Source organism: Rhodococcus sp. B7740 (assembly GCF_000954115.1).
Lineage (GTDB): Bacteria > Actinomycetota > Actinomycetes > Mycobacteriales > Mycobacteriaceae > Rhodococcoides.
This window is the reverse complement of the sequence record NZ_CP010797.1, coordinates 824455-847622: the sequence shown is the minus strand read 5'-3', so window position 1 is coordinate 847622 and position 23168 is coordinate 824455. Positions and strand designations below refer to the sequence as shown.

The 23168-nt window shown below is 64.9% G+C and carries 18 protein-coding genes; 9 read left to right on the top strand and 9 right to left on the bottom strand.

Translation table 11 applies throughout. The features are described from left to right. Positions 1-4: 4 nt before the first annotated feature. Positions 5-199 carry a 50S ribosomal protein L35 gene (gene rpmI, locus NY08_RS03975; RefSeq protein ID WP_032394297.1) on the bottom strand — a complete coding sequence of 65 codons (195 nt, stop codon included), beginning with the start codon at positions 197-199 and terminating at the stop codon, positions 5-7. Positions 200-313: 114 nt separating this feature from the next. Further along, entirely contained in the window at positions 314-1054 is a 741-nt protein-coding gene (gene infC / locus NY08_RS03970; protein WP_045199680.1) for a translation initiation factor IF-3, read from the bottom strand. A 379-nt stretch (positions 1055-1433) separates the two neighbouring features. On the opposite strand from infC, the gene NY08_RS03965 reads away from it, so the two are divergent. Beyond that, on the top strand, positions 1434-1814 hold the full coding sequence (locus tag NY08_RS03965; RefSeq protein WP_045199679.1) for a DUF1844 domain-containing protein: 381 nt from the start codon (positions 1434-1436) through the stop codon (positions 1812-1814). A 114-nt stretch (positions 1815-1928) separates the two neighbouring features. Here NY08_RS03965 and uvrA read toward each other — a convergent pair whose 3' ends face one another. After that, a complete protein-coding gene (gene uvrA, locus NY08_RS03960; protein WP_045199677.1) occupies positions 1929-4859 on the bottom strand; it encodes an excinuclease ABC subunit UvrA in 2931 nt (976 codons plus the stop codon). Between the two features lie 258 nt (positions 4860-5117). On the opposite strand from uvrA, the gene NY08_RS03955 reads away from it, so the two are divergent. The 3 genes from NY08_RS03955 to NY08_RS03945 all read left to right on the top strand — a co-directional run bounded on the left by NY08_RS03955 (position 5118) and on the right by NY08_RS03945 (position 9597). Next, a complete protein-coding gene (locus NY08_RS03955) occupies positions 5118-5807 on the top strand; it encodes an MBL fold metallo-hydrolase (RefSeq protein WP_032394298.1) in 690 nt (229 codons plus the stop codon). Between the two features lie 137 nt (positions 5808-5944). Continuing rightward, on the top strand, positions 5945-7135 hold the full coding sequence (locus NY08_RS03950) for a DoxX family protein (RefSeq protein ID WP_045195002.1): 1191 nt from the start codon (positions 5945-5947) through the stop codon (positions 7133-7135). Positions 7136-7275: 140 nt separating this feature from the next. Then, the gene (locus tag NY08_RS03945) at positions 7276-9597 is read left to right on the top strand and encodes a HelD family protein (RefSeq protein WP_032394300.1); all 2322 of its coding nucleotides are present in this window, start codon (positions 7276-7278) and stop codon (positions 9595-9597) included. A gap of 69 nt (positions 9598-9666) precedes the next feature. On the opposite strand, the gene NY08_RS03940 is transcribed toward NY08_RS03945, so the two are convergent. Beyond that, entirely contained in the window at positions 9667-10119 is a 453-nt protein-coding gene (locus NY08_RS03940) for a universal stress protein (RefSeq protein ID WP_032378962.1), read from the bottom strand. A gap of 182 nt (positions 10120-10301) precedes the next feature. Between NY08_RS03940 and NY08_RS03935 the strand changes: the two genes are divergently transcribed. After that, positions 10302-13157: an alpha/beta fold hydrolase gene (locus tag NY08_RS03935; protein WP_045195000.1), complete on the top strand. Its 2856-nt coding sequence runs from the start codon at positions 10302-10304 to the stop codon at positions 13155-13157. Continuing rightward, on the top strand, positions 13154-14011 hold the full coding sequence (locus NY08_RS03930; RefSeq protein ID WP_032394302.1) for an ABC transporter permease: 858 nt from the start codon (positions 13154-13156) through the stop codon (positions 14009-14011). Before NY08_RS03935 ends, NY08_RS03930 begins: the two co-directional genes overlap by 4 nt. 6 nt (positions 14012-14017) lie before the next feature. On the opposite strand, the gene NY08_RS03925 is transcribed toward NY08_RS03930, so the two are convergent. Both NY08_RS03925 and uvrB read right to left on the bottom strand, forming a co-directional pair. Then, positions 14018-14884: an SCO6745 family protein gene (locus NY08_RS03925; protein WP_045194998.1), complete on the bottom strand. Its 867-nt coding sequence runs from the start codon at positions 14882-14884 to the stop codon at positions 14018-14020. A 95-nt stretch (positions 14885-14979) separates the two neighbouring features. Continuing rightward, positions 14980-17142, bottom strand: coding sequence for an excinuclease ABC subunit UvrB (uvrB, locus tag NY08_RS03920; protein ID WP_032394304.1), 2163 nt, complete (start codon positions 17140-17142; stop codon positions 14980-14982). Between the two features lie 77 nt (positions 17143-17219). Between uvrB and NY08_RS03915 the strand changes: the two genes are divergently transcribed. Next, positions 17220-17765, top strand: coding sequence for a DUF402 domain-containing protein (locus tag NY08_RS03915; RefSeq protein ID WP_045194997.1), 546 nt, complete (start codon positions 17220-17222; stop codon positions 17763-17765). A 45-nt stretch (positions 17766-17810) separates the two neighbouring features. Here the strand turns inward: NY08_RS03915 and coaE are convergent, their stop codons facing one another. Further along, positions 17811-19028, bottom strand: a complete 1218-nt coding sequence (coaE, locus tag NY08_RS03910) for a dephospho-CoA kinase (RefSeq protein ID WP_045194995.1) — start codon at positions 19026-19028, stop codon at positions 17811-17813. Positions 19029-19157: 129 nt separating this feature from the next. On the opposite strand from coaE, the gene NY08_RS03905 reads away from it, so the two are divergent. Then, positions 19158-19367, top strand: coding sequence for a hypothetical protein (locus NY08_RS03905; RefSeq protein WP_032394307.1), 210 nt, complete (start codon positions 19158-19160; stop codon positions 19365-19367). Between the two features lie 156 nt (positions 19368-19523). On the opposite strand, the gene rpsA is transcribed toward NY08_RS03905, so the two are convergent. Next, positions 19524-21002: a 30S ribosomal protein S1 gene (rpsA, locus tag NY08_RS03900; protein ID WP_027497255.1), complete on the bottom strand. Its 1479-nt coding sequence runs from the start codon at positions 21000-21002 to the stop codon at positions 19524-19526. Positions 21003-21217: 215 nt separating this feature from the next. Between rpsA and NY08_RS03895 the strand changes: the two genes are divergently transcribed. Further along, positions 21218-22048, top strand: a complete 831-nt coding sequence (locus tag NY08_RS03895; RefSeq protein ID WP_045194993.1) for a class I SAM-dependent methyltransferase — start codon at positions 21218-21220, stop codon at positions 22046-22048. 12 nt (positions 22049-22060) lie between these two features. Here NY08_RS03895 and NY08_RS03890 read toward each other — a convergent pair whose 3' ends face one another. Continuing rightward, positions 22061-23158 carry an isocitrate/isopropylmalate dehydrogenase family protein gene (locus NY08_RS03890; protein ID WP_045199675.1) on the bottom strand — a complete coding sequence of 366 codons (1098 nt, stop codon included), beginning with the start codon at positions 23156-23158 and terminating at the stop codon, positions 22061-22063. Positions 23159-23168: the final 10 nt, after the last annotated feature.

Sequence of the window (23168 nt, the reverse complement as noted above, 5' to 3'; positions counted from 1 at the left end):
CAGATCAGATGCCGAGCAGGCGCTTGATCCGCGGTACGTCGGGCTTCTTGACGACGGCAACACCATCGAGGCGACGAGTCACCTTGGTGGGCTTGTGCTCGAGCAGGTGGCGACGGCCGGCCTTCTGGCGCAGGATCTTGCCGCTGCCGGACACCTTGAATCGCTTCTTGGCACCACTGTGGGTCTTCTGCTTGGGCATGAAATCCTCTTCTTCTGATAGCTCTTCGGTGTTGCATGGCACAGCCGTACATCGCCACGGAAAAGCTGTGCACCGAAGCAGGTGTAGGGCTGTCTTACTGGTAGAGCGCGAGGCTCAGTTGGTCTGCGCCGGAGTAGCCGGAGCTGCTGCGGCCGGTGCCTCGGCAGCCGGGGCTGCGTCGGCGGGCTGTTCCGGCGCGGGGGCCGGTGCGCGCTGGGCGGGCGGAGCCGCTGCGCTCTCCTGTGCCTTGACGCGAGTCTTGGCACCCTTGTGCGGTGCCAGCACCATCGTCATGTTGCGGCCGTCCTGCTTGGCCGAGGTCTCCACGAAGCCGAGCTCCGCGACGTCCGCGCCCAGGCGCTGCAGCAGCCGGAAGCCGAGTTCGGGACGCGACTGCTCGCGGCCACGGAACATGATGGTGACCTTGACCTTCGAGCCGGCTTCGAGGAAGCGAACGACGTTGCGCTTCTTCGTCTCGTAGTCGTGCGCGTCGATCTTGGGACGGAGCTTCTGCTCCTTGATGACGGTGAGCGTCTGGTTCTTGCGCGATTCGCGCGCCTTCTGCGCAGCCTCGTACTTGAACTTCCCGTAGTCCATGATCTTGCAGACCGGCGGACGTGCGTCGGGAGCTACTTCTACAAGATCGAGGTCGGCTTCGAGAGCCAAGCGGAGTGCATCTTCAACACGCACGATCCCCACCTGTTCACCGCCCGGTCCGACAAGCCGGACCTCGGGAACTCGGATGCGATCGTTGATGCGGGTCTCAGTGCTGATGGGGCCTCCTAGGTAGTGCGGTGTGGTGTGTAACCCGACCGCCTGCCACTGGCACAGCCCGTCGCCGTCGATCCTCGACATTCCCTGCAGCGATGCGTACCACTGCAACGAAAAAACCCTGCTCTCGGTGTGATCCGATAGCAGGGCCCGATGTCGACCGGTCGACCAGCACGACAACTGTCGTCGTACAGTCTCCTCACTGGGAGGAAGCACGCAGGAAACCTGTGAGGATCCGTCGTGCGACCGGACCGGAAGTAACTTGTTGAAGGCTACGTGCCGGTGGGAGTCGGGCTCCACTTGCTGCCTCCGTGCGGTGAACTCCATCGAGGAGCGCACGCCGAAGACGGTCGTCGAGTCACACTACCAGCAGATTCCCGAATCGAACAATCGAGCGGTGTCGGCCCCTTCTCTGCGGATACCCGATGCTCTCCCCAGCGGGAGGCGTGGGATTCTCGTAGGCATGACCAGCTCCCCCAATCCCGACGATGCCGCAGGTGCCGATCCCCTGGGTGCCGAGCCCGAAGTCCGTGAACTCGCCGAGGTCCCTGCTGTGGAGGTGATCAGCCGCGCTGCGGTGATGCTGATGAGTTCTGCGGCCGAGAAGCTGGGACTCTCCGAGCCGGATCCTGCGGAGAGCCCCTACCTGGACCTCGACGAGGCACGACGCGTCATCACCGCACTGGCCGGCCTGGTCACCGCATCGGTGGAATACCTCGGCCCCCATGCCGGGCCCATTCGCGACGGATTGCAGGCACTGCAGCGCGCATTCCGGGAAGCATCGGCCCACCCGGACGAGCCGGGAAAGGGCCCGGGCGAGAAGTACACCGGCCCGGTGCACTGAGCAGAACGCCGGCCAAGTCGGCAGAAGCACGAAGCCGCATCCGGTGAGCACCGGATGCGGCTTCGTCGTTGCCGGGGTGTGAATCCAGCGGCTGCCTCTATCGGGCTTCGCCGCTCATCGGACGGCGGCGACCTTGCGAGGCCTGCGCTTCTTCGGAGCCGCCTTCACCGGAGGAGCGACCACCGACTCGCGGGTGAGCGCCTCCTGTAGGAATTTGCCGGTGTAGCTCTCGGAAACGGCCGCCACGGCCTCCGGATCACCTTGCGCCACAACCATTCCGCCTCCGGAACCACCCTCGGGGCCCATGTCGATGACCCAGTCCGAGACCTTGATGACGTCCAGATTGTGCTCGATCACGATCACCGTGTTGCCCTTGTCCACCAGGCCGTTCACGACGCCGAGCAGCTTGCGGATGTCCTCGAAGTGCAGGCCGGTGGTCGGTTCGTCGAGAATGTAGACCGTGCGGCCGGTCGAGCGCTTCTGCAGTTCCGCGGCCAGTTTGACGCGTTGAGCCTCGCCGCCGGACAACGTCGTTGCCGGTTGGCCGAGGCGGACATACCCGAGACCGACCTCGACGAGCGTCTTGAGGTAGCGGTGAATCGAGGTGATCGCCTCGAAGAAGTCGGCAGCCTCCTCGATCGGCATGTCCAGGACCTCGGCGATGGTCTTGCCCTTGTAATGCACCTCGAGTGTCTCGCGGTTGTACCGCGCACCCTCACATACCTCGCACGGAACGTAGACGTCCGGCAGGAAGTTCATCTCGATCTTGAGTGTGCCGTCTCCCGAGCACGCCTCGCACCGGCCGCCCTTGACGTTGAACGAGAATCGGCCGGGCTGGTAGCCGCGCACCTTGGCCTCGGTGGTCGCCGCGAACAGCGTGCGGATCTTGTCGAACACCCCGGTGTACGTTGCGGCGTTCGAGCGTGGCGTGCGTCCGATCGGCGACTGATCCACCCGCACGAGCTTGTCGAGCTGATCGAGGCCGTTGATGCGCGTGTGCCTCCCTGGAACCTGACGGGCACCGTTGAGCTTGTTCGCCATCACCGTCGCGAGGATGTCGTTGACGAGGGTGGACTTGCCCGAACCCGACACCCCTGTGACCGAGGTCAGTACGCCGAGCGGAAAGCTGACGTCTATGCCGCGGAGGTTGTGTTCGCGGGCTCCGACCACGGTGACCTGACGCTTCTTGTCCACGACCCGGCGGGTGTCGGGCAGCGGGATCTCCATCCGCCCGGACAGGTACGCACCGGTCAGCGATTCGTCGTTGGTCAGCAGGTCCTCGTACGAACCGCTGTGCACGACGCGTCCGCCGTGCTCACCCGCCAACGGACCGATGTCGACTATCCAATCCGAGGTGCGGATGGTGTCCTCGTCGTGCTCGACGACGATCAACGTGTTCCCGAGGTCACGCAGCCGGGTCAGCGTGTCGATGAGCCGGCGGTTGTCACGCTGATGCAGTCCGATCGACGGCTCGTCGAGGACGTAGAGAACGCCGACGAGTCCCGATCCGATCTGGGTCGCGAGTCGAATGCGCTGGGCCTCGCCACCGGACAGCGAGCCGGCGGTCCTGGCCAGTGACAGATACTCCAGACCGACGTCCAGCAGGAAACCGAGACGAGCTTGCACCTCCTTGAGAACCTGACCTGCGATTGCCTCCTCGCGGCGACCCAAGGTGAGGCTGTTCAGGAAATCTGCGGTGTCGGCGATCGACAACTCGCACACCTCGGCGATCGACTTCGGCCCGAAGTCGCCCGCGGAGATCGTCACCGACAGGATTTCGGGCCGCAGCCTGGCACCGTTGCAGGTGGGACACGGCACGTCGCGCATGTAGCCGTCGTACCGTTCCTTCATCTGCTCGGACTCGGTCTGCTCCAACCGACGGTGCAGGAACGGCATCACACCCTCGAACTCGGCGTAGTACGACCGCGTGCGGCCGTAGCGGTTCTTGTACTTCACGTGCACCTGGTGGTCGCTGCCCTCGAGGACGGCACGCTTGACCTTGGCGGGCAACTTGTTCCACGGCGCGTTCAGATCGAACCCCATGGCGTCGGCGAGCCCGGACAGCAGGCGGCCGAAGTACTCCGACGTCTGGCCCATCGACCACGGTGCGATGGCACCGTCCGCGAGGCTGAGATCACCGTCGGGAACGACCAGTTCCGGGTCGACCTCCTTGCGCACGCCGAGGCCGACGCAATCCGGGCACGCACCGTACGGCGAGTTGAAGGAGAACGACCGCGGTTCGAGATCGTCGATGGACAACGGGTGACCGTTGGGGCACGCGAGCTTCTCGGAGAACCGGCGCTCACGGTCCGATGCGTTCTCGTCACGATCGACGAAATCGAGGACCACGATGCCGTCGGCCAATCGCAGGGCGGTTTCCACCGAGTCGGTCAGACGCTGCTTCGAGCTCGACTTGACGGTCAGGCGGTCGACGACGACTTCGATGTCGTGCTTTTCCTGCTTCTTGAGCACCGGCGGGCTCGTGAGCTGATGCACGACGCCGTCGACGCGAACACGTGAGTAGCCCTGAGTGTTCAGCGAATCGAACAGGTCGACGAACTCGCCCTTGCGGGTGCGCACCACCGGGGCGAGCACCTGGAACTTCAGGCCCTCCTCCATGTCCAGCACCTGATCGACGATCTGCTGGGGAGTCTGCTTCGCGATCTGTTCGCCACACACGGGGCAGTGAGCCGTTCCCGCACGCGCGTACAACAGACGGAGGTAGTCGTAGACCTCGGTGATGGTGCCCACCGTCGAACGCGGGTTGCGGTTGGTCGACTTCTGATCGATGGAGACCGCAGGCGACAGGCCCTCGATGAAGTCGACGTCCGGCTTGTCCATCTGTCCGAGGAACTGCCGCGCGTATGCGGACAGCGACTCCACGTAGCGACGCTGCCCTTCGGCGAAGATCGTGTCGAAGGCGAGAGAGGATTTGCCCGATCCGGACAGACCCGTGAACACGATCAGCGCATCCCGAGGCAGGTCTATGTCGACTCCTCGCAGATTGTGCTCCCGCGCACCTCGCACTATCAGGCGATCCGCCACTGTGTTCCCTTCTTTCCGAACGAGCACGTCCAGCCGAGTTGCTGCGTCGCAGCACTGCATGACCTTCGACTCGCGTGATGACGTGTGATGCCGACGCATCGGTCACACGTCGTGTAACCGTGGACCCCACGTCGAAAACCTGTTGCGGTGAGGGACGAACCTCACCCGGTTGCAATGGTAGATCCAGGCACCGACAGACTTTTCCACGTCCGCGACCCCGCCGCCCATCGTGCCGTCGACGACGGTAGCGTCCTCGAAATGGACGAGCACCTCATGGTCATCGATGACAACTACACCGGCGTCGTCTCGCAGGGTTCGCAGCCGCAGCGGCGAACGATTCCCGGAGCGACGATCACCAAGATGTCGGTCGGCCCCATGGACAACAACACCTACCTCGTCGTCTGTTCCGCGACAGGTCAGTCGGTTCTGATCGACGCCGCCAACGAGGCCGACCGCATCTCGTCGCTCATCGACGAGAACGCGCCGACGCTCTCACTCATCGTGACGACTCACCAGCACGCCGACCACTGGCAGGCGCTGGCGGACATCGCCGGCGGTACCGACTCCCCGACGGCAGCCCACGAACTCGATGCCGAGCCGCTGCCCGTCACGCCGGACCGACTGCTGGCCGATCGAGACACCGTGTCGGTGGGCGAGCTCACGTTCGATGTTGTGCACCTGACCGGACACACCCCCGGCTCGATCGCCCTCGCACTGACCGATGCCGACGGCGCTCGAACCCACCTCTTCACCGGAGATTCACTCTTTCCCGGTGGCGTGGGCAAGACCGGCAGCCCCGAGGATTTCACCCGCTTGCTCGACGACGTAACGGCGAAATTGTTCGACCGCTACGACGACGAGACCGTCGTCTACCCGGGCCACGGAAAGGACACGACGCTCGGGGCCGAGCGCCCTCACCTGGACGAATGGCGCGCCCGCGGTTGGTGACGATCGGCGTGCTTGAGACCGCGAACCACGGGGTATGAATAGTGTGACAAAAGGACGCACAGCGGTAGGTTTTCGGATCGCCGTGCCGTCCAACGTTCCACCGCCGATGACACGAGAAACTACGCAGGAGGCTGTCAATGCTGGTCCGCCGTATCGCCCGTCCGCTGATGTCTACGATCTTCATCGCAGGGGGCGTCGACGCACTCCGTAATCCCACCGGCAAGGCGCAGGTCGCCACTCCGCTGATCGAGCAGAGCAAGGACGCCCTTCCCAACGACGTCACCGCGAACGTGCCGAACGACCCGGAGACGCTGGTCCGCATCAACGGCGGTATCCAGGTTGCCGGCGGCATTCTGCTGGCCACCGGCAAGGCACCGCGGATCGCCTCTCTCGCCCTCGCCGGAAGTCTCGTACCGACGACACTCGCCGGACACGCCTTCTGGAACGAGACCGACCCGGAGGCGAAGGCTGCGCAGCGTATCCATTTCTTCAAGAACCTGAGCCTGCTCGGCGGACTGCTCATCGCAGCCGTCGACACCGAGGGCAAGCCGTCCGTGGCATGGCGGAGCAAGCGAGCAGCACGTCGCGCGCAGGAGAGCGTCGTCTCGGCACTGCCCGGACACTCCACCCACGAGACCGGTGAGCGTGTCAAGGAAATCGCGTCGATCGCCGCAAGCCGCAGTGCCGATCTCGCCGAGGCTGCACAGCCGAAGCTGGCCAAGTTCGCCGACGCCGCCCAGCCCAAGTTGGCCAAGCTCGCCTACATCGCCACCGACAAGGGCTCGGAGCTCGCGGACGTCGCTCAGCCGGCACTGAACCGCTGGGCTCACCTGGCCGCCGACAAGGGATCCGTGCTCGCCGAGGAAGCACAGAAGCGTGGATCCAAGCTGGCCGAGCTCGCCGCCGACCGCGGCAGCGACTTGGCCGACGAGGCGCAGAAGCGCGGCTCCAAGCTCGCCGACAAGGCAGCGCATCGCGGAACCGACCTGGCAGAGCTCGCGCAGAAGCGCGGCTCCAAACTCGTCGACGTCGCCGCCGATCGTCGCAGTGAAGTGGCCGATGTCGCGCAGAAGCGCGCGTCCAAGCTCGCCGATCTGGCCGCCGAGAAGGGTTCCGTCCTCGCCGACGAAGCACAGAAGCGCGGAGTCACGTGGGCCGATCTGGCGTCCGATCGCGTCGAGACGCTGAGCAAGCGCGCCCGCAAGCGCGCCGAGAAGCAGAGCAAGGAACTCGAGAAGGTGACCGAGCAGGCTCGCGCCAAGCTCGAGAAGCGAGTCGCCAAGGCTCAGAAGAACTTGGACAAGAAGCTGCAGCAGTACGCGAAGTAGTTCCTCGCGACAGCACGAAAGACAGATGCGGCCCTGCCCCGGAACCAGCGGTTCTGCGGCAGGGCCGTTGTGCAACGTAGACTGCTCTGGCTGATTTCGAGGCGATATCTTCGCCTCGGCCGAACTCCCGAGGAGACCCTTTGCCGGACGACGGCCACACATCGACGAACCCCGATGTGCCGATCGAAGAAGACTTCGAGCAAGCGCATCTGACGCGGCTCTACACGCAGCTCGACGCGTTACGCGAATACGCCGCGAACCGATTGCGCGCAGTGCTGCTCGAGACCGGCGGCACCCCGCAGGCCCGGAGCGAACGCGAATCGTTCAACCAGATGTACACCGAGGACATCGCCAAGTACGACGCGGCCGAGAACGGACTGTGCTTCGGGCGCATCGACCTCGATCCCGAGTCCCTCGACCCCAAGGTCGACGATCGGCCCGAGCGCTACATCGGCCGCGTCGGAATTCTCGACGACAAGAACGACTACGAGACTCTGCTGTTGGACTGGCGAGCACCGATGGCCCGGCCGTTCTACCTGGCCACACCCGCCGCACCCGAAAACGTGTTGCGGCGCAGACACATTCGCACCCGTGGTCGTCGAGTGACGTCGATCGCCGACGAATTTCTCGACCTGAACTCTGCCCGATCGTCGAGCGATGCCGCCGTGGCAGGCGGTGTCGCGAGCGAAGGTGCGCTGCTCTCGGCTCTCGATGCCGCACGTACTGGTCAGATGAACGACATCGTCGAGACGATCCAGAGCGAGCAGGACGCGATCATCCGTTCGCAGCATCGCAGCGTGTTGGTGGTTCAGGGTGGACCGGGCACCGGTAAGACAGCCGTCGCGCTGCACCGCGCCGCGTACCTGCTCTACACCTACCGCCAGCAGCTCGGTAAGAGCGGTGTGCTGATCATCGGACCCAACGCCACGTTCCTCGATTACATCGGGCAGGTGCTGCCGTCGCTCGGCGAGACGGGCGTCCTGCTGTCCACGATCGGTGACCTCTACCCGGGAGTTCGTGCGCAACGGGAAGATTCGGCCCTGGCCACGGAGGTCAAGGGCAGACTGTCGATGGTCGAGGTGCTGACCCAGGCGGTACGCGACCGTCAGGAAGTCCCCGCGCAGCCCCGTCGACTGAAGTTCGACACCTACGACATCACGCTCGATCGCAAGATCGTCACCAGGGCTCGTGGTCGCGCTCGCTCGTCCCGGCGACCGCACAACCTGGCTCGGCCGCTGTTCGTGTCCTCGGTCATCGACCAGTTGGCCAACCAGCTGGCAGCGAAACTCGGGCAGAACCTCGTCGACGGGTCCAGCCTGCTCAGCGCCGACGACATCGCGGACATGCGCGACGAGATGCGCGAGGATCAGGACGTCATGGCCGCCGTGGACGAACTGTGGCCGGATCTGTCTCCCCAGCAGGTTCTCCGCGACCTCTACGCATCTCCCGAGAAGATCGCGTCGGCCGCGCCTGCGCTCGATGAGGCGGAGCGTGAGGCACTCGTTCGTCGGGGCAACGGCTTCTCGTCGGCCGACGCTCCCCTGCTCGACGAGCTCGCCGAACTGCTCGGCGTCGACGACGCAGCCGAACGTGAACAGGCGCAACGACAATGGCGCGGCCAGATCGCTGACGCTCAGGGTGCCCTGGACATCCTGACCGGTTCGGCACCTCAGGACCTAGAGGACGAGCTCGATCCGGAGATCCTGATGGCCTACGACCTCATCGATGCCGATCAGCTTGCACGACGGCAGAATTCGGGTCAGCGACTCACGACGGCCGAACGGGCCGCCGGTGACCGAACGTGGACCTACGGGCACGTGATCGTCGACGAGGCACAGGAACTCTCTGCGATGGCGTGGCGAATGGTGATGCGGCGCATACCGAATCGGTGGATGACACTGGTGGGCGATACGGCGCAGACCGGTGATCCCGCCGGAACCTCGTCGTGGGGTTCGGTTCTCGAACCGTATGTCGCCAAGCGCTGGAAGCTGACCGAACTGACGGTGAACTACCGAACACCGTCCGAGATCATGGCCGTGGCACACGATGTGTTGGCTGCCATCGATCCCGAGCAGTCCGAGCCGCGGTCCATCCGCAGCACCGGAACCCGGCCGTGGGCTCAACGGGTGGCAGCGGCAGATCTGGTCACCGCGGTGGAGAAGCGAGTGGCCGATCACCCGCGCCCGGGCCTGAGCGCGGTGCTGGTTCCCGCAGACCACGTCGACCGATTCCGCCATCTGGCCTCGGAACTGGTCACCGTGTCGACTGTCAAGGATGCCAAGGGACTCGAGTTCGACTCGGTGCTGATCGTCGAACCCGGTGCCATAGTGAACGATTCGGTCAAAGGCATGAACGATCTGTACGTTGCCCTCACCCGGGCCACGCAGCGACTCGGCGTGGTGCACGTGAACGCACTGCCGGGTGAACTCTCGGCGCTGCAGCCGTTCGAGCCGGAAGCGTAGAGAACCGCACACACCAACGGCCCGCTCCGTCGATTCGATGGGCGGGCCGTTGGTGTGTGCGGGGTGAGATCAGCGGACGGTATGCACGATCAGAACATCGCAGGTGGACTTGCGCGCGGCGTCCGACGGAACCGAGCCCAGCAGGCGGCCGGTCAACGAGTTCAGGCCGCGGTTGCCGACGACGAGCAGGTCGCCCTTCACCTCGTCCACGAGTGCCAGCAGCGACTCGACGGGAGCACCGACGATCGCCTTCTCCTCGATGTTCTTCGCACCGGCCTTGGTGGCGTGCTCGCGCGCCGTGCGCAGAATCTCACGCGTCGGTGCCGATCCGGTGATCTGATAGGCGTCCTCGCGCAATGCGTCGGCGGCAGCGGACGTGTCCTTCGGATCGGCAGGGTAGTACGCGCAAGCGATCACCAGGGTGGCATCGGCGTCTCCCGCGAGAGCCGCGGCCTTCTCCACTGCCCGCAGTGACGATTCGGAGCCATCGGTCCCGACGACGACGGTGCGGTAGGCGCTCATTCATTCCTCCATTTGTCGGTCACACACAGATGTGACACTTCTGGTCGAACTCGATTGGTGCAAGTCACAGGACCGAAAGACGTGGTCCGGGGACTGATTCGCTGACATTAGCCGGAACCGGCCGATCGGCACGTGAACTTGGGGAACAACACGATCCGCGCCACTCACATACATTGGTTTCCATGCCGATTCCCCGCCCGCCACTGTCGAGACGGGCCATGACTGTCGGTGCCGCCCTGATTGCGGTTCTGGCGCTGGTCGCCCTCGCATTCGTCTTCCTCCCCCAGGATTCGAGCGCCGACACATCCACGCGTGAAGCGCGCATCACGCTACCGGACGACCCCGGGTCGACGGGCACCGTCGACATCGACGCTCGTCTCTACGTACCCTCCGTCACGCCCGCGCCGACGGTGCTGCTCGCCCACGGCTTCGGCGGCAGCAAGGACTCGGTCGACGGGGAGGCACGTGATCTCGCTGCTCGCGGGTACACGGTGCTCGCCTACAGTGCACGCGGGTTCGGCGACAGCACGGGTTCGATCTCGCTCAACGACCCCGCTCGCGAGGTCGCCGACGCACGCGGACTCATCGACTGGCTCGCCGAACAACCGGAGGTGGAACTGGACGCTCCCGGCGACCCGCACGTCGGAGTCGCCGGCGGATCCTACGGCGGCGCACTGGCACTGAGCGCAGGCGGCACCGACCCCCGGATCGATTCGATAGCCGCAGCGATCACCTGGAACGACCTGGGTCAGGCCCTGTTTCCCAACTACGGCGTCACCTCGGTCGAAGGCCGAGAAGCCCTCGGCGACATCGCCACTCCCGCAGCTGCCGAGTACGGCGGACCCGGCGTCCTCAAGCGCGGCTGGGCCGGAGTGTTCTTCGGAGTGGGCGCAGCGAGTGCACCACCCGGCGGAGACGGCACCGACAGCACCGATTCCGGCACCACCGAGGGCGCCTCGGCCTGCGGACGATTCGCACCCGAATTCTGCGACGCCTACACCGAATCCGCCGTGACCGGAATCCCCAGCCAGCAGTTGCTGGATCTGCTGACGGCTCACTCGCCGGTCGCGGTGGCGTCGAACATCACGGCACCGACGCTGCTGGTTCAGGGCACCCAGGACACACTGTTCGGTCTCGACCAGGCCGACGCGACGGCACGTCAGATCGCCGCAGCCGGTGGGAACGTCACCGTGCGATGGTTCGACGGTGGTCACGATGCAGGCGGAACCGACGGCACGAGCGATCGAGCCATCGCCGACTTCTTCGACACGACATTGCGGGGCACCGAGGCCTCCACCGGCACCGACGCCGAGCCGTTCGTCTACTCCACTCAGCGGGCAGCCGACGAGCGCGGCGGCGATCGTGACCGCCGAATGACGGCTCCTGCTTACCCAGGACTGACCCCCGCGTCCGATCCCACGCAAACCCGATCGGTGACGTTCACTCCCACCGCCGAGAACCAGTCGATCATTCGTCCACCCGGAGCATCGCCGTCGGCGATCTCGTCAATACCCGGTTTGGGCTCGGTGCTCTCGACTCTCGGATCGACCGGGGCCGGAGCAGCCCTGACCGCGGACCTGCCGGGCCAGTCGGCAACGTTCACCAGCGATCCCGTCGAGTCGTCCGTGACGATCACCGGTGCCCCGCGGGTGAACCTGCGCGTGGCGTCGCTGGCGTCACCCGATCAAGCCGTTCTGTTCGCGAAGCTCTACGACGTTGCGCCGAACGGCACGAGAACGCTTCCGGGCGGGGCGGTCTCGGCGATCCGACTGCCCGCTACCGAGGGCATCGACCCCGTCGACGTCACGGTTGCGCTCCCTGGCATCAGCTACACCGTGCAACAAGGTCATCGCCTCGAACTGAGCATCTCCACCACAGATCAGGCCTACGCCGTTCCACTCGAGCCGGCGCAGTTCAGTGTTGCCATGACCGACGACACCATCGCGTTGCCCACCGTCCCCGCCGAGGCGAGCGCCGACAGCACCGTTCCGGTGGCACCACTCATCGGCATCGGAATCGTCCTGCTGGCGGTCGCCGGTGCGATCGTCGCCGGAATCGTGCGAACCAGACGTCGCGCAGTCGCCGAAGTGGACGAGGACCTCATCGACACTCCCCTGGTGATCACCGATCTGGCCAAAACGTATTCCAACGGCTTCCGCGCCGTCGACGGCGTCAGCTTCGAGGTGAAGCAGGGCCAGGTTCTGGGTCTCCTCGGGCCGAACGGCGCAGGAAAGACCACCACCCTGCGCATGCTGATGGGCCTGATCACGCCCACCGGCGGCGACATTCGAGTCTTCGGCCACAAGGTGACCCCCGGAGCCCCGGTGCTGTCCCGGTTGGGCTCCTTCGTCGAGGGATCCGGCTTCCTGCCGCACCTGACCGGTACACAGAATCTGCGGCTGTACTGGGAAGCGACAGGTCGCCCGATCGAGGACGCTCGCCTCGAGGAAGCTCTCGAGATCGCCGACCTCGGCACCGCGATCGAACGCAAGGTCAAGTCCTACAGCCAAGGTATGCGGCAGCGGCTCGCGATCGCCCAGGCCATGTTGGGGCTGCCGGATCTGATGGTCCTCGACGAACCGACCAACGGACTCGACCCACCACAGATCAGGACGATGCGCGATGTGCTGATCAACTACGCGAAAACCGGTAGAACCGTGTTGGTGTCGAGCCATCTGCTCGCCGAGGTGGAGCAGACCTGCACCCACGTGGTCGTCATGAATCGCGGATCGGTGATCAGTTCCGGTACCGTCCGCGAACTGACCGCGGCCGGCGGACAGACGGAGATCAGGGTCGACGACGCCACCCGCGCGCAGTCGGTGCTCGACGCCTCCGGTCACGACGGCGCGGTGATCGTCGACGACGGCACTGTGACCGTCGACCTGACCGATGCGGATGCCGCAGTCGTCATCAGAGAACTCGTCACCTCGGGGGTCTCGGTGCGCGGATTCTCGCAGTCGACGCGCCTCGAAGACGTCTTCCTCGACCTCGTCCACCGAGACAACCCGGGGTCCGACACCAGCAAGGATCGCGCATGAGCACCACACACGCCGACGGGCGCGCTGCCGGGTACACCGGCGGCAGCACCTTGCCGTTCCGTACCGAGTTGCGCAGGCAACTGGGACGTCGCCGCACTCAGCTGGCCATCGGCTTTCTGGCCCTGCTTCCGGTGATCCTGGCCATCGCCTTCACCGTCGGCAGCTCGAATGCGGATTCCGATGCCGACGGGCTCATCGAGCTCGGCACTCGCGGCGGTATGAACTTCACGGTCTTCGCTCTGTTCATGTCGGTCGGATTTCTGCTGATCGTGGTGGTGGCCCTGTTCTTCGGCGACTCGGTGGCAAGCGAAGCGTCGTGGTCGAGTCTGCGGTACCTGCTGGCCATTCCCGTGCCCAGGAGTCGACTGCTGACGCAGAAGGCTCTGGTGTCGGCGACGCTGTCCGGCGTGGCTATCGCCGTGCTCGTCGGGGTGTCGCTGTTGATCGGAACCGTGCTCTACGGAGCCGAATCACTCATCACCCCGCTGGGTGAGGGACTGCCCTACGGCACCTCGCTGGTGCGGCTGCTGATCGCAGTCGCGTACATCGGCATCAACCTGCTGTGGGTGGCCGGCCTGGCGATGCTGCTGTCGGTACTCACCGACGCCCCGCTCGGGGCCGTCGGTGGTGCCGTGATGACGTCGATTCTGATGCAGATCCTCGATCAGATCACCGCGCTGGGATCGCTCCGCAACTACCTTCCCGGGCACTACGCGAACTCGTGGATCGACGCTTTCGGAACGAGCATCGACTGGAACGACATGGTGGTCGGATCGTTCTCCGCCATCACGTACGCGGCAGTGTTCGGGTTGATCGCGTGGCGACGTTTCGGCACCAAGGACATCACCAGCTGAGGCGGATCACTTCTTCGTGAGCGCGGGCCCGAAGACGCCGGCGGGAATGACGCCCTGGCCGACGATCGACTCGCGCCACGGCGTCGCGATCGAGACCAGCCGAGCAGCACCGTCCTCGCCGAGGGCGGCCCAGGGCGCAACAGCGAGGTCGTTGGTGATGTCCTCGACCAACGTTCGGAGATCCTTGCCGTCCTGGGTCAGTGCACCGTCGGACGAGAGCAGCTCTTGATCGGCCAGAGACGCGACCGCCGCGTCCCACTGCTCGGTCGACCACCCTCGACGCTTGCGGGCGAACTCCTTCTCGAACCCGTATCCGGTGGCGGTATGGGTGATCAGCGCTTCGAGACCGCTCAGGCCCGCCGTCTGCAGCGCCGCGATGTGACCGTCACCGCGGTATTCACGGATCAGAGTGAGGGTGTGCCACAGCACGAGATGCGGAGCTGTCGGCCAGTCGAGCTCTGCATACGCCGCGTACAGGGGTCGACCGTCGTCACCGGGAATCCCCCGGGCCGCGATCGATGCCAGGTCCGCGGCCTCGGCCATGTCCGCGGATTCGAGAACCTCGGGGCCCAGCAGTCGACCGAAGGCGGCATCGAGAGTGGCGTAACGGATGGCCATGATCTCGTCGGGTGACGTGACGTCCCAGGCCGCCGGGATGAGCGGTGCCACCAGCTCACGATTGAAGTTGTAGAACGTGGCGGTCACGACGCCCGCGCCGACACGCCCCAGTGGTGCTGCTCGACCCGCGAAATAGCAGGCCCGCGGCGCCAACCCGGTTGCGACCAGAGCATCCTGCGTCTCCGGAAGGAAATAGGTCATCGAGTGGATCAATTCGAGCGCGCGAGAGGTGCGGCCGGCGGTGGTTGCGTCCATCACTGAACCGTAACCGAACCATCTCGAACCACTCCGCAGGCTCCACTAGCGTCACTGGCTCATTCCGCTGGCTCCACTCGCGCCCCCCGCCCGACCTACTTGAGGCCGGCCGCGTCCATGCCTCGGAGCTCCTTCTTCAGATCCTGGATCTCGTCGCGCAGCCGGCCGGCGAGCTCGAACTTGAGCTCACGTGCCGCGTTCATCATCTGATCGGTCATGTTCTTGATCAGATCGGCCAGCTCGGCGCGGGGCATCGACGACACGTCCTGACCCTCGTACACACCGGTGCTGACCGACCTTCCCGCCTCGCCCTGTGCTCGCCGTCCGCGGCTGGCGTTGCGACCGGATCCACCGACCTCGACGACGGACTCGGTGTCCTCGGCCTCCTGGTACACCTGGTCGAGGATGTCGGCGATCTTCTTGCGCAGCGGCTGCGGATCGACGCCTCGCTCCTTGTTGTACGCGATCTGCTTCTCGCGTCGACGCTCGGTTTCCTCGATGGCGTAGGTCATCGAATCGGTCATCTTGTCGGCGTACATATGGACTTCACCGGAGACGTTTCGCGCGGCACGGCCGATGGTCTGAATGAGACTGGTGCCGCTGCGAAGGAAGCCTTCCTTGTCGGCGTCGAGAATTGCCACCAACGAGACTTCGGGTAGGTCGAGACCCTCACGGAGCAGGTTGATGCCCACCAGTACGTCGTACTCGCCCAACCTGAGTTGCCGAAGCAGTTCGACGCGGCGCAGCGTGTCGATGTCAGAGTGCAGGTAGCGGACACGAATGCCCAGCTCGAGCAAGTAGTCGGTCAGATCCTCCGACATCTTCTTGGTCAGCGTGGTCACCAGCACACGCTCGTCCTTCTCCGCGCGTTCCCGGATCTGATGGACCAGGTCGTCGATCTGCCCCTTGGTCGGTTTGATGACGACCTTGGGGTCGACGAGTCCGGTGGGACGAATCACCTGCTCGACGAACTCTCCCCCGGTCTGGCCCAGCTCGTACTTTCCCGGAGTTGCCGAGAGGTAGACCGTCTGACCGATGCGCTGGGTGAACTCCTCCCACGTCAACGGTCGGTTGTCGGTCGCGGACGGCAAGCGGAACCCGAAGTCGACGAGATTGCGCTTGCGCGACATATCGCCCTCGTACATGGCTCCGATCTGCGGCACCGTCACGTGGGACTCGTCGATGACCAGTAGGAAGTCCTCGGGAAAGTAGTCGATCAGTGTCGCGGGTGCGGTGCCTGCACCACGGCCGTCGATGTGCCGCGAGTAGTTCTCGATACCAGAGCAGAACCCGACCTGCTTGATCATCTCCAGGTCGTATTGCGTCCGCATCCGCAGCCGCTGAGCCTCGAGCAGTTTTCCTTTGCTCTCCAGCTCGGCGAGCCGATCTTCGAGTTCGGCCTCGATGTCCTTGACGGCTCGTTCCATTCGCTCCGGACCGGCGACGTAGTGCGTGGCCGGGAAGATGCGCACCGAATCCACCTGCCGAACGATGTCGCCGGTGAGCGGATGCAGGTAGTACAGCGCTTCGATCTCGTCACCGAAGAACTCAATTCGAATCGCGAGTTCCTCGTAGGACGGAATGATCTCGACGGTGTCGCCGCGGACCCGGAACGATCCGCGGGTGAAGGCCATGTCGTTGCGGGTGTACTGCACGTCCACCAGCAGCCGGAGCAGCGCGTCACGCTGCACTTCGACGTTGACCTCCAGCTCGATCGACCGATCGACGTACGACTGCGGGGTGCCGAGACCGTAGATGCACGACACCGACGCCACCACGACCACGTCTCGGCGCGAGAGCAGCGATGCCGTCGCCGAGTGCCGCAGACGTTCGACATCGTCGTTGATGGACGAGTCCTTCTCGATGTAGGTGTCGGTCTGCGCGATGTACGCCTCGGGCTGGTAGTAGTCGTAGTACGAGACGAAGTACTCGACTGCGTTGTTGGGCAACATGTCTCGCAGCTCGTTCGCCAACTGCGCCGCCAGCGTCTTGTTCGGTGCCATCACCAGGGTCGGGCGCTGCAGCTTCTCGATGAGCCAGGCGGTGGTGGCCGATTTGCCGGTACCGGTGGCACCGAGCAGGACGACGTCCTTCTCGTCCGCCTTGATCCGCCGTTCGAGCTCGGCGATGGCGGTCGGCTGATCGCCCGCCGGTACGTGTTCGCTGACGACCTCGAACGCCGGTCCGGTGCGCTCTATTGCGCCCACCGGACGGTGTTCGGAGTGCGCGACAACGGGATGTTCGGATGCAAACGCCATTTCACAAGCGTAGACGCGACCACCGACAAGTTCCGTCGGACAGACCCACACGCTGGTTGCCGGTAGCTTCTACAGGCATGGTCGCTCACACGTCAGCCGGTGCGCACACCGTCGTTCATGCCCCCAAGCACGAGACGTTCGACCTCGTCGCCAAGACGAACGTGGATCCCAAGGGGTTCGTCCGTGTCGTCGACGAATACCGCGTCGAGCCGTGGGGGCTGTACATGGCCCGCCCGTCGGATCACGCCCATTTCGACTACCTGGAGTCCTGGTTGCTGCCCGCTCTCGGGCTCCGAGCCTCGGTGTTCCACTACCTGCCTGCACACGCCCGCGATCAGGACTACTACGTCGACATCGGCGAGTACACCGCCGGCACCACCCGATGGACATCCGTCGACCACTATCTCGACCTCAGTGTCCGTACCGGCCGCGATTACGACCTGCTCGACGTCGACGAGCTGTTCGACGCTCGGGTGGCGCAACACGTCGACACCCCGACGGCCGAGCTGGCACTGGCCAGATCGATCACGGCCATCGAAGGTCTGACGCGACACGACTACGACCTGAACGCGTGGCTCGCGTCCGTCGGAATGCCGACCGAGTGGAACGGTAAACCGTCCTGATCCACCGACCCGGGTTCTCAGGGTCCAGGATCAACCCGACCCGATTCACGCAGACCAGTTCGTCTCCTCCGCCCACTGCCATGCCCGGCGGTATGCCACATCGAACCACGGTGCTTTTGCGTTCTCGTAGGCCTCGATCGCCGATGCGAAGTCCGTGATTCCGGCAGCGGCCTCGGAGGCGCGTCGCTTGATTCCGGAATACTCGGTCCTGATGCTGTCGTCCGCCCGCAACCAGTCCCGGAACAGCAGGGCGAACCTCTGATTGGGCCAGCCGTCCACCCGGATGTGGACGTTCGCCGGTCGGCCGGGGTCTGCACTGCCGTGAAAACGCTTGGACCACACGGCCGGATCGGCTTCGCCGCCGATTCCGTACGCGGGCTTGGGATGGTCGAAGTCGGCGTCCTCTCGCCGCGGGAACCCTGCCACGCGCAACTGTTCGGCTACGGAATCGGCGTCGTCGAGCCCGCGCACGGTGATCTGGATGTCTATGACGTCCTTGGCGTCGAGGCCGGGCACTGCGGTGGATCCGATGTGATCGATACGGACCGCCTTGTCGGAACAGGCAAGAGCCAGGCGCGAGACGATCCGTCGGGCCTGCAATTCCCACGCGGGGTCGGCCGTCACCTGTTCCGGATGAACACGCGCGATGACCCCCTCCCTGATGTTGCGCTCGAAGGGAATCAGTCGGTCGTTCCACAGGGCTCGGACGTCGTCGTCGACGCTTCCCGGCGCACCGGTGTTGTCGATCCACACGTCGGCCGCGGCTCGGCGCGCATCATCGGTTGCCTGCGCTGCGATCCGCGCCCGGGCGTCGGCCTCGGGCATGCCTCGCTGTCCCGTGAGACGACGCACCCGTTCCTCGGCGTCGACCCACACGATGACCACGAGGTGAAAGAACGGGCCCATCGATCCTTCGACGAGGAGCGGAATGTCCTGCACCACTATGGCATCCGACGCTGCTCCGTCGATGATCTCGGCAGTGCGCGCACCGACCAACGGGTGAACGATGGCATTGAGCTTCTTGCGGGATTCCTCGTCGCCGAATGCCTTGGCCGCCAATGCCGGACGGTCGAGCGAGCCATCGGGTGCGAGAATGTCGGTTCCGAAGGTATCGGTCAGTTGTTGCAGCCCAGGTGTTCCCGGCTCCACGACTTCACGGGCAAGCACGTCGGAGTCGACGAGCACTCCCCCGAGTTCGGTCAGCACCTTCGCAACGGTCGATTTTCCGGCACCTATTCCACCGGTCAGTCCCAGTCTCAGCATGCACCCAGTCTGACACTCGAACACGCCGAAGCACACCAGCCTCAAATGCACCGGTTTCGCAGATCCGTCGGTTATCTTCGACGAGCGCGACCTCGATGTGCCGACCCACAGCTATTGAAAAGGACACCCATGCGAAGCAATCAGATCCAACCGGGTCGGCACCGCCTTGGCATGGATGCAGGCGTTCATTGCATTCTGATCCCGGAAGTAGCCTCGGCGTTGGCCGACCATCGGCGCAACTGGTTCACCAACCTCCTGACCCCCGCCCGCCACAGCTTCGCGACCATGCGCAAGCGCACGGAGAGCGTCGGCCAGTGGAGTCCAGCCACCGCCGCGTAGTTCGCACTCCCCCTCCACCATGGGCCCGGTTCATCCGAACCGGGTCCATCGTCGTTTCCGCAGAGTTTTCGATCACCTGATTCGAACGAGAAAGCCCCGGTTCTCGTGGAGAGAACCGGGGCTCGGCGTCACACCCTCACGGGTGGACCACATCTATCAGGCGTTGCCCGACAGCTTCTCGCGAAGTGCAGCGAGCTGCGCATCGCTGGCCAGCGATCCACCTGTCGAGGCCGGAGCCGACGCTGCGGGAGCGTCGCCTTCTGCATCGGCGGGAGCCTGACCCGACTCGGAGGAGTAGTTGGTGTTGGCGGCTTCGGCAGCTTCGTCCTTGGCCGTCTTCTCCATCTGAGCGGTGTGCATCTTGTGGCGACGCTCCGCCTCGGCGTAGCGACCTTCCCACTCTTCACGCTGCTTCTCGTAACCTTCGAGCCATTCGTTGGTCTCGGAGTCGAAGCCCTCGGGGAAGATGTAGTTGCCACCCTCGTCGTACGAGTCGGCCATGCCGTACTTGGACGGATCGAACTCTTCTGCGTAGTCCTCGTTGGCCTGCTTGAGGCTCAACGAAATCCGGCGACGCTCGAGATCGATGTCGATGACCTTGACGAGTGCGTCGTCGCCGACACCCACGACCTGGTCCGGAACCTCCACGTGGCGCTCGGCCAGCTCGGAGATGTGCACGAGGCCCTCGATGCCCTCTTCGACGCGCACGAATGCACCGAAGGGAACCAGCTTGGTGACCTTGCCGGGCACGATCTGGCCGATCGCGTGGGTGCGAGCGAACTGGCGCCACGGATCTTCCTGAGTTGCCTTGAGCGACAGGGAAACACGCTCGCGGTCCAGGTCGACGTCGAGAACCTCGACGGTGACCTCGGTGCCGACCTCGACAACCTCGGACGGGTGATCGATGTGCTTCCAGGACAGCTCGGAGACGTGCACGAGTCCGTCGACGCCACCCAGGTCCACGAAGGCACCGAAGTTGACGATGGAGGACACGACGCCCTTACGGACCTGGCCCTTCTGGAGCTGGTGCAGGAACTCGCTGCGGACCTCGGACTGGGTCTGCTCGAGCCATGCGCGGCGCGACAGGACCACGTTGTTGCGGTTCTTGTCGAGCTCGATGATCTTGGCCTCGATCTCCTTGCCGACGTACGGCTGGAGGTCGCGGACGCGACGCATCTCGACGAGCGAAGCGGGGAGGAAGCCACGAAGACCGATGTCGAGGATGAGTCCACCCTTGACGACCTCGATGACGGTGCCCTTGACGGCCTCGTCCTTCTCCTTGAGCTCCTCGATCGTGCCCCAAGCGCGCTCGTACTGAGCTCGCTTCTTGGACAGGATCAGACGGCCTTCCTTGTCCTCCTTGGTGAGGACGAGTGCTTCGATCTCATCTCCCACGGAGACGACCTCGTTGGGGTCGACATCGTGCTTGATGGAGAGCTCGCGGGAGGGGATGACGCCTTCGGTCTTGTAACCGATGTCGAGTAGAACCTCGTCACGATCGACCTTGACGATGGTGCCCTCGACGATGTCACCATCGTTGAAGTACTTGATCGTGGCGTCGATGGCGGCGAGAAAATCCTCTGCGGAGCCGATATCGTTGACGGCTACCTGCGGTGAGGTTGTGGTTGAGGGCATGTGTTGAGTTGCTCCGGACGGGTTGGGTATCGGTTGATGGATGTTCGGTCGGACTTGGTGAAACGTGTGCAACACGAGCACATTCGGCGGAACCGTTGCCGGATCCGCATGCGCCGACGCCGGGCGGACCCGACCTGGGCGCAGCATGAACACACTCGCGTTGAACAGGGTACGCGATGCCGCAGTACCAGCACAAACCCGGTTAGAGTCGGCGTGTGACCGATCTTTCCCCACCGTCGTCCACTCCCGGCCGCGGCCGAATCGACTCGGTCGCGAGCGACCGCGCGAGTCGCCTCTGGTGGGATTCCGACGCCGAGGCCTACCACCGTACCCATGGCGCGTTCCTGGGGGTGACGACCGAATCCGGAGAGTTCGTCTGGTGCCCGGAGGGACTGCACGAGGGCGACGTACATCTGCTGGGCGACGTCATGGGCAAGGACGTGCTCGAGGTGGGCTGCGGCAGCGCACCGTGCGCCCGCTGGCTCGGGACCCAGGGTGCGCGCGCGATCGGTCTCGACATCTCGATGGGCATGTTGCAGCGCGGCGTCGACGCCATGGCCGCGGGCGGGTCGACGGTTCCGCTGGTGCAGGCCAGTGCCGAGTCCTTGCCGTTCGCCGACGAGCGCTTCGACATCGTCTGCTCGGCATTCGGTGCGGTGCCGTTCGTCGCGGACTCCGCCAATGTGATGAAGGAAGTGGCGCGGGTTCTTCGACCGGGTGGCATCTGGGTGTTCGCCGTCAATCATCCGATGCGTTGGGTGTTCCCCGACGATCCCGGCGTGGCCGGGCTGACCGCGACGATTCCGTACTTCGACCGAACCCCGTACGTCGAGTACGACGCGGACGGAACCCCCAACTACGTCGAGCATCACCGCACGATCGGCGATCGGGTGCGCGAACTGGTCGCCGCAGGCCTCGAGGTACGCGACATCGTCGAACCCGACTGGCCGGAGTGGCTCGACCGGGAGTGGGGTCAGTGGAGCCCATTGCGCGGGCAACTCTTTCCCGGCACCGCGATCTTCAGCAGCCGCAAACCGCTCCGATAGACACCGCACTGCTCAACGCCGATGCACCCTGGCTTCGACGGCCTCGGTGAAGGCACTTGTCGACGCCTGTCCACCGAGGTCGGCTGTCGCGACCCCGGATTCGACCGTGGCGTCGACGGCGTGTCGGATCCTGCCGGCGGCTGCGGCCAACCGTTCGTCCCGATGCCGTGGGGCAAGCCATTCGAGCAACATCGCGGCCGACAGGAAGAGCGCGGTCGGATTGGCTCGGTTCTTGCCCGCGATGTCCGGGGCCGATCCGTGCGAGGCCTGCGCCATCGCCTGGGTTTCCGAGGAGTTGATCGACGGCGCGGTGCCCAGCGACCCGGACAGCTCACCCGTCAGATCCGAGAGAATGTCGCCGAACATGTTCTCGGCCACGATGACGTCGTAGTCCTCGCCCCGTCGAACCAGGTGCGCGGCAAGGGCGTCGACGTGCTCTTCGGTGACCTCGACGTGCGGAAACTGTTCTCCCACTGCGCGGCACGCATCGCGGAACAACCCCGTCGTCATCGACAGCACGTTGGTCTTGTGCACGATCGTCAGTTGTCGATTGCGTCGCTCGGCCAACGAGAACGCTTCGCGTGCAATGCGTTCGCAGGCCGCGCGGGTGAACACTCCGACCGCGAGAGCCACATCGGGAGTGGGCATGAACTCTCCGCTGCCGACGAACATGTTGCGATCGGCGTAGAACCCCTCGGTGTTCTCCCGCACGACCACCAGATCCATTCGCGGGGACACTGCGCGTACGCCGGGCAGTGCCTTCGCCGGCCGAATGTTGGCGAACAGACCGAAGTTCTTACGAATCCGTCCGCCCGGGGTCAGCTGAGATCGGAACGGCTGCGGGTAGGAGGCGCTGTCGTGCGGACCGAGAATCCAGCATTCGAGCTCGCCCAACTCCGCCAGCGTGGACTCGGGCATCGGCGTTCCGTGCTCGTCCACGGCACCGAGCCCCAGCGGCAGATGCACCCAGTCGGCAGCCGGTCCACCGGCCGCCGCGAGGGCCGCATCGACCACCCGGATGGTTGCAGGCACGATCTCGTGGCCTATCCCGTCGCCGGTCATGGCCCCGATCCGTAGTGCCGTTGCATTGCGACCGTTCGTCTGCGACATCATGGCCTCC

What these genes read in the sequence shown, in the direction of transcription:
- NY08_RS03930 (WP_032394302.1), top strand. Translation starts at nt 13,154, where the DNA reads ATGAGCACCACACACGCCGACGGGCGCGCTGCCGGGTACACCGGCGGC.
- NY08_RS03955 (WP_032394298.1), top strand. Translation starts at nt 5,118, where the DNA reads ATGGACGAGCACCTCATGGTCATCGATGACAACTACACCGGCGTCGTC.
- NY08_RS03940 (WP_032378962.1), bottom strand. Translation starts at nt 10,119, where the DNA reads ATGAGCGCCTACCGCACCGTCGTCGTCGGGACCGATGGCTCCGAATCG.
- NY08_RS03935 (WP_045195000.1), top strand. Translation starts at nt 10,302, where the DNA reads ATGCCGATTCCCCGCCCGCCACTGTCGAGACGGGCCATGACTGTCGGT.
- NY08_RS03905 (WP_032394307.1), top strand. Translation starts at nt 19,158, where the DNA reads ATGCGAAGCAATCAGATCCAACCGGGTCGGCACCGCCTTGGCATGGAT.
- NY08_RS03925 (WP_045194998.1), bottom strand. Translation starts at nt 14,884, where the DNA reads ATGGACGCAACCACCGCCGGCCGCACCTCTCGCGCGCTCGAATTGATC.
- coaE (WP_045194995.1), bottom strand. Translation starts at nt 19,028, where the DNA reads ATGCTGAGACTGGGACTGACCGGTGGAATAGGTGCCGGAAAATCGACC.
- uvrB (WP_032394304.1), bottom strand. Translation starts at nt 17,142, where the DNA reads ATGGCGTTTGCATCCGAACATCCCGTTGTCGCGCACTCCGAACACCGT.
- NY08_RS03950 (WP_045195002.1), top strand. Translation starts at nt 5,945, where the DNA reads ATGCTGGTCCGCCGTATCGCCCGTCCGCTGATGTCTACGATCTTCATC.
- infC (WP_045199680.1), bottom strand. Translation starts at nt 1,054, where the DNA reads ATGTCGAGGATCGACGGCGACGGGCTGTGCCAGTGGCAGGCGGTCGGG.
- NY08_RS03915 (WP_045194997.1), top strand. Translation starts at nt 17,220, where the DNA reads ATGGTCGCTCACACGTCAGCCGGTGCGCACACCGTCGTTCATGCCCCC.
- rpsA (WP_027497255.1), bottom strand. Translation starts at nt 21,002, where the DNA reads ATGCCCTCAACCACAACCTCACCGCAGGTAGCCGTCAACGATATCGGC.
- NY08_RS03890 (WP_045199675.1), bottom strand. Translation starts at nt 23,158, where the DNA reads ATGTCGCAGACGAACGGTCGCAATGCAACGGCACTACGGATCGGGGCC.
- NY08_RS03965 (WP_045199679.1), top strand. Translation starts at nt 1,434, where the DNA reads ATGACCAGCTCCCCCAATCCCGACGATGCCGCAGGTGCCGATCCCCTG.
- rpmI (WP_032394297.1), bottom strand. Translation starts at nt 199, where the DNA reads ATGCCCAAGCAGAAGACCCACAGTGGTGCCAAGAAGCGATTCAAGGTG.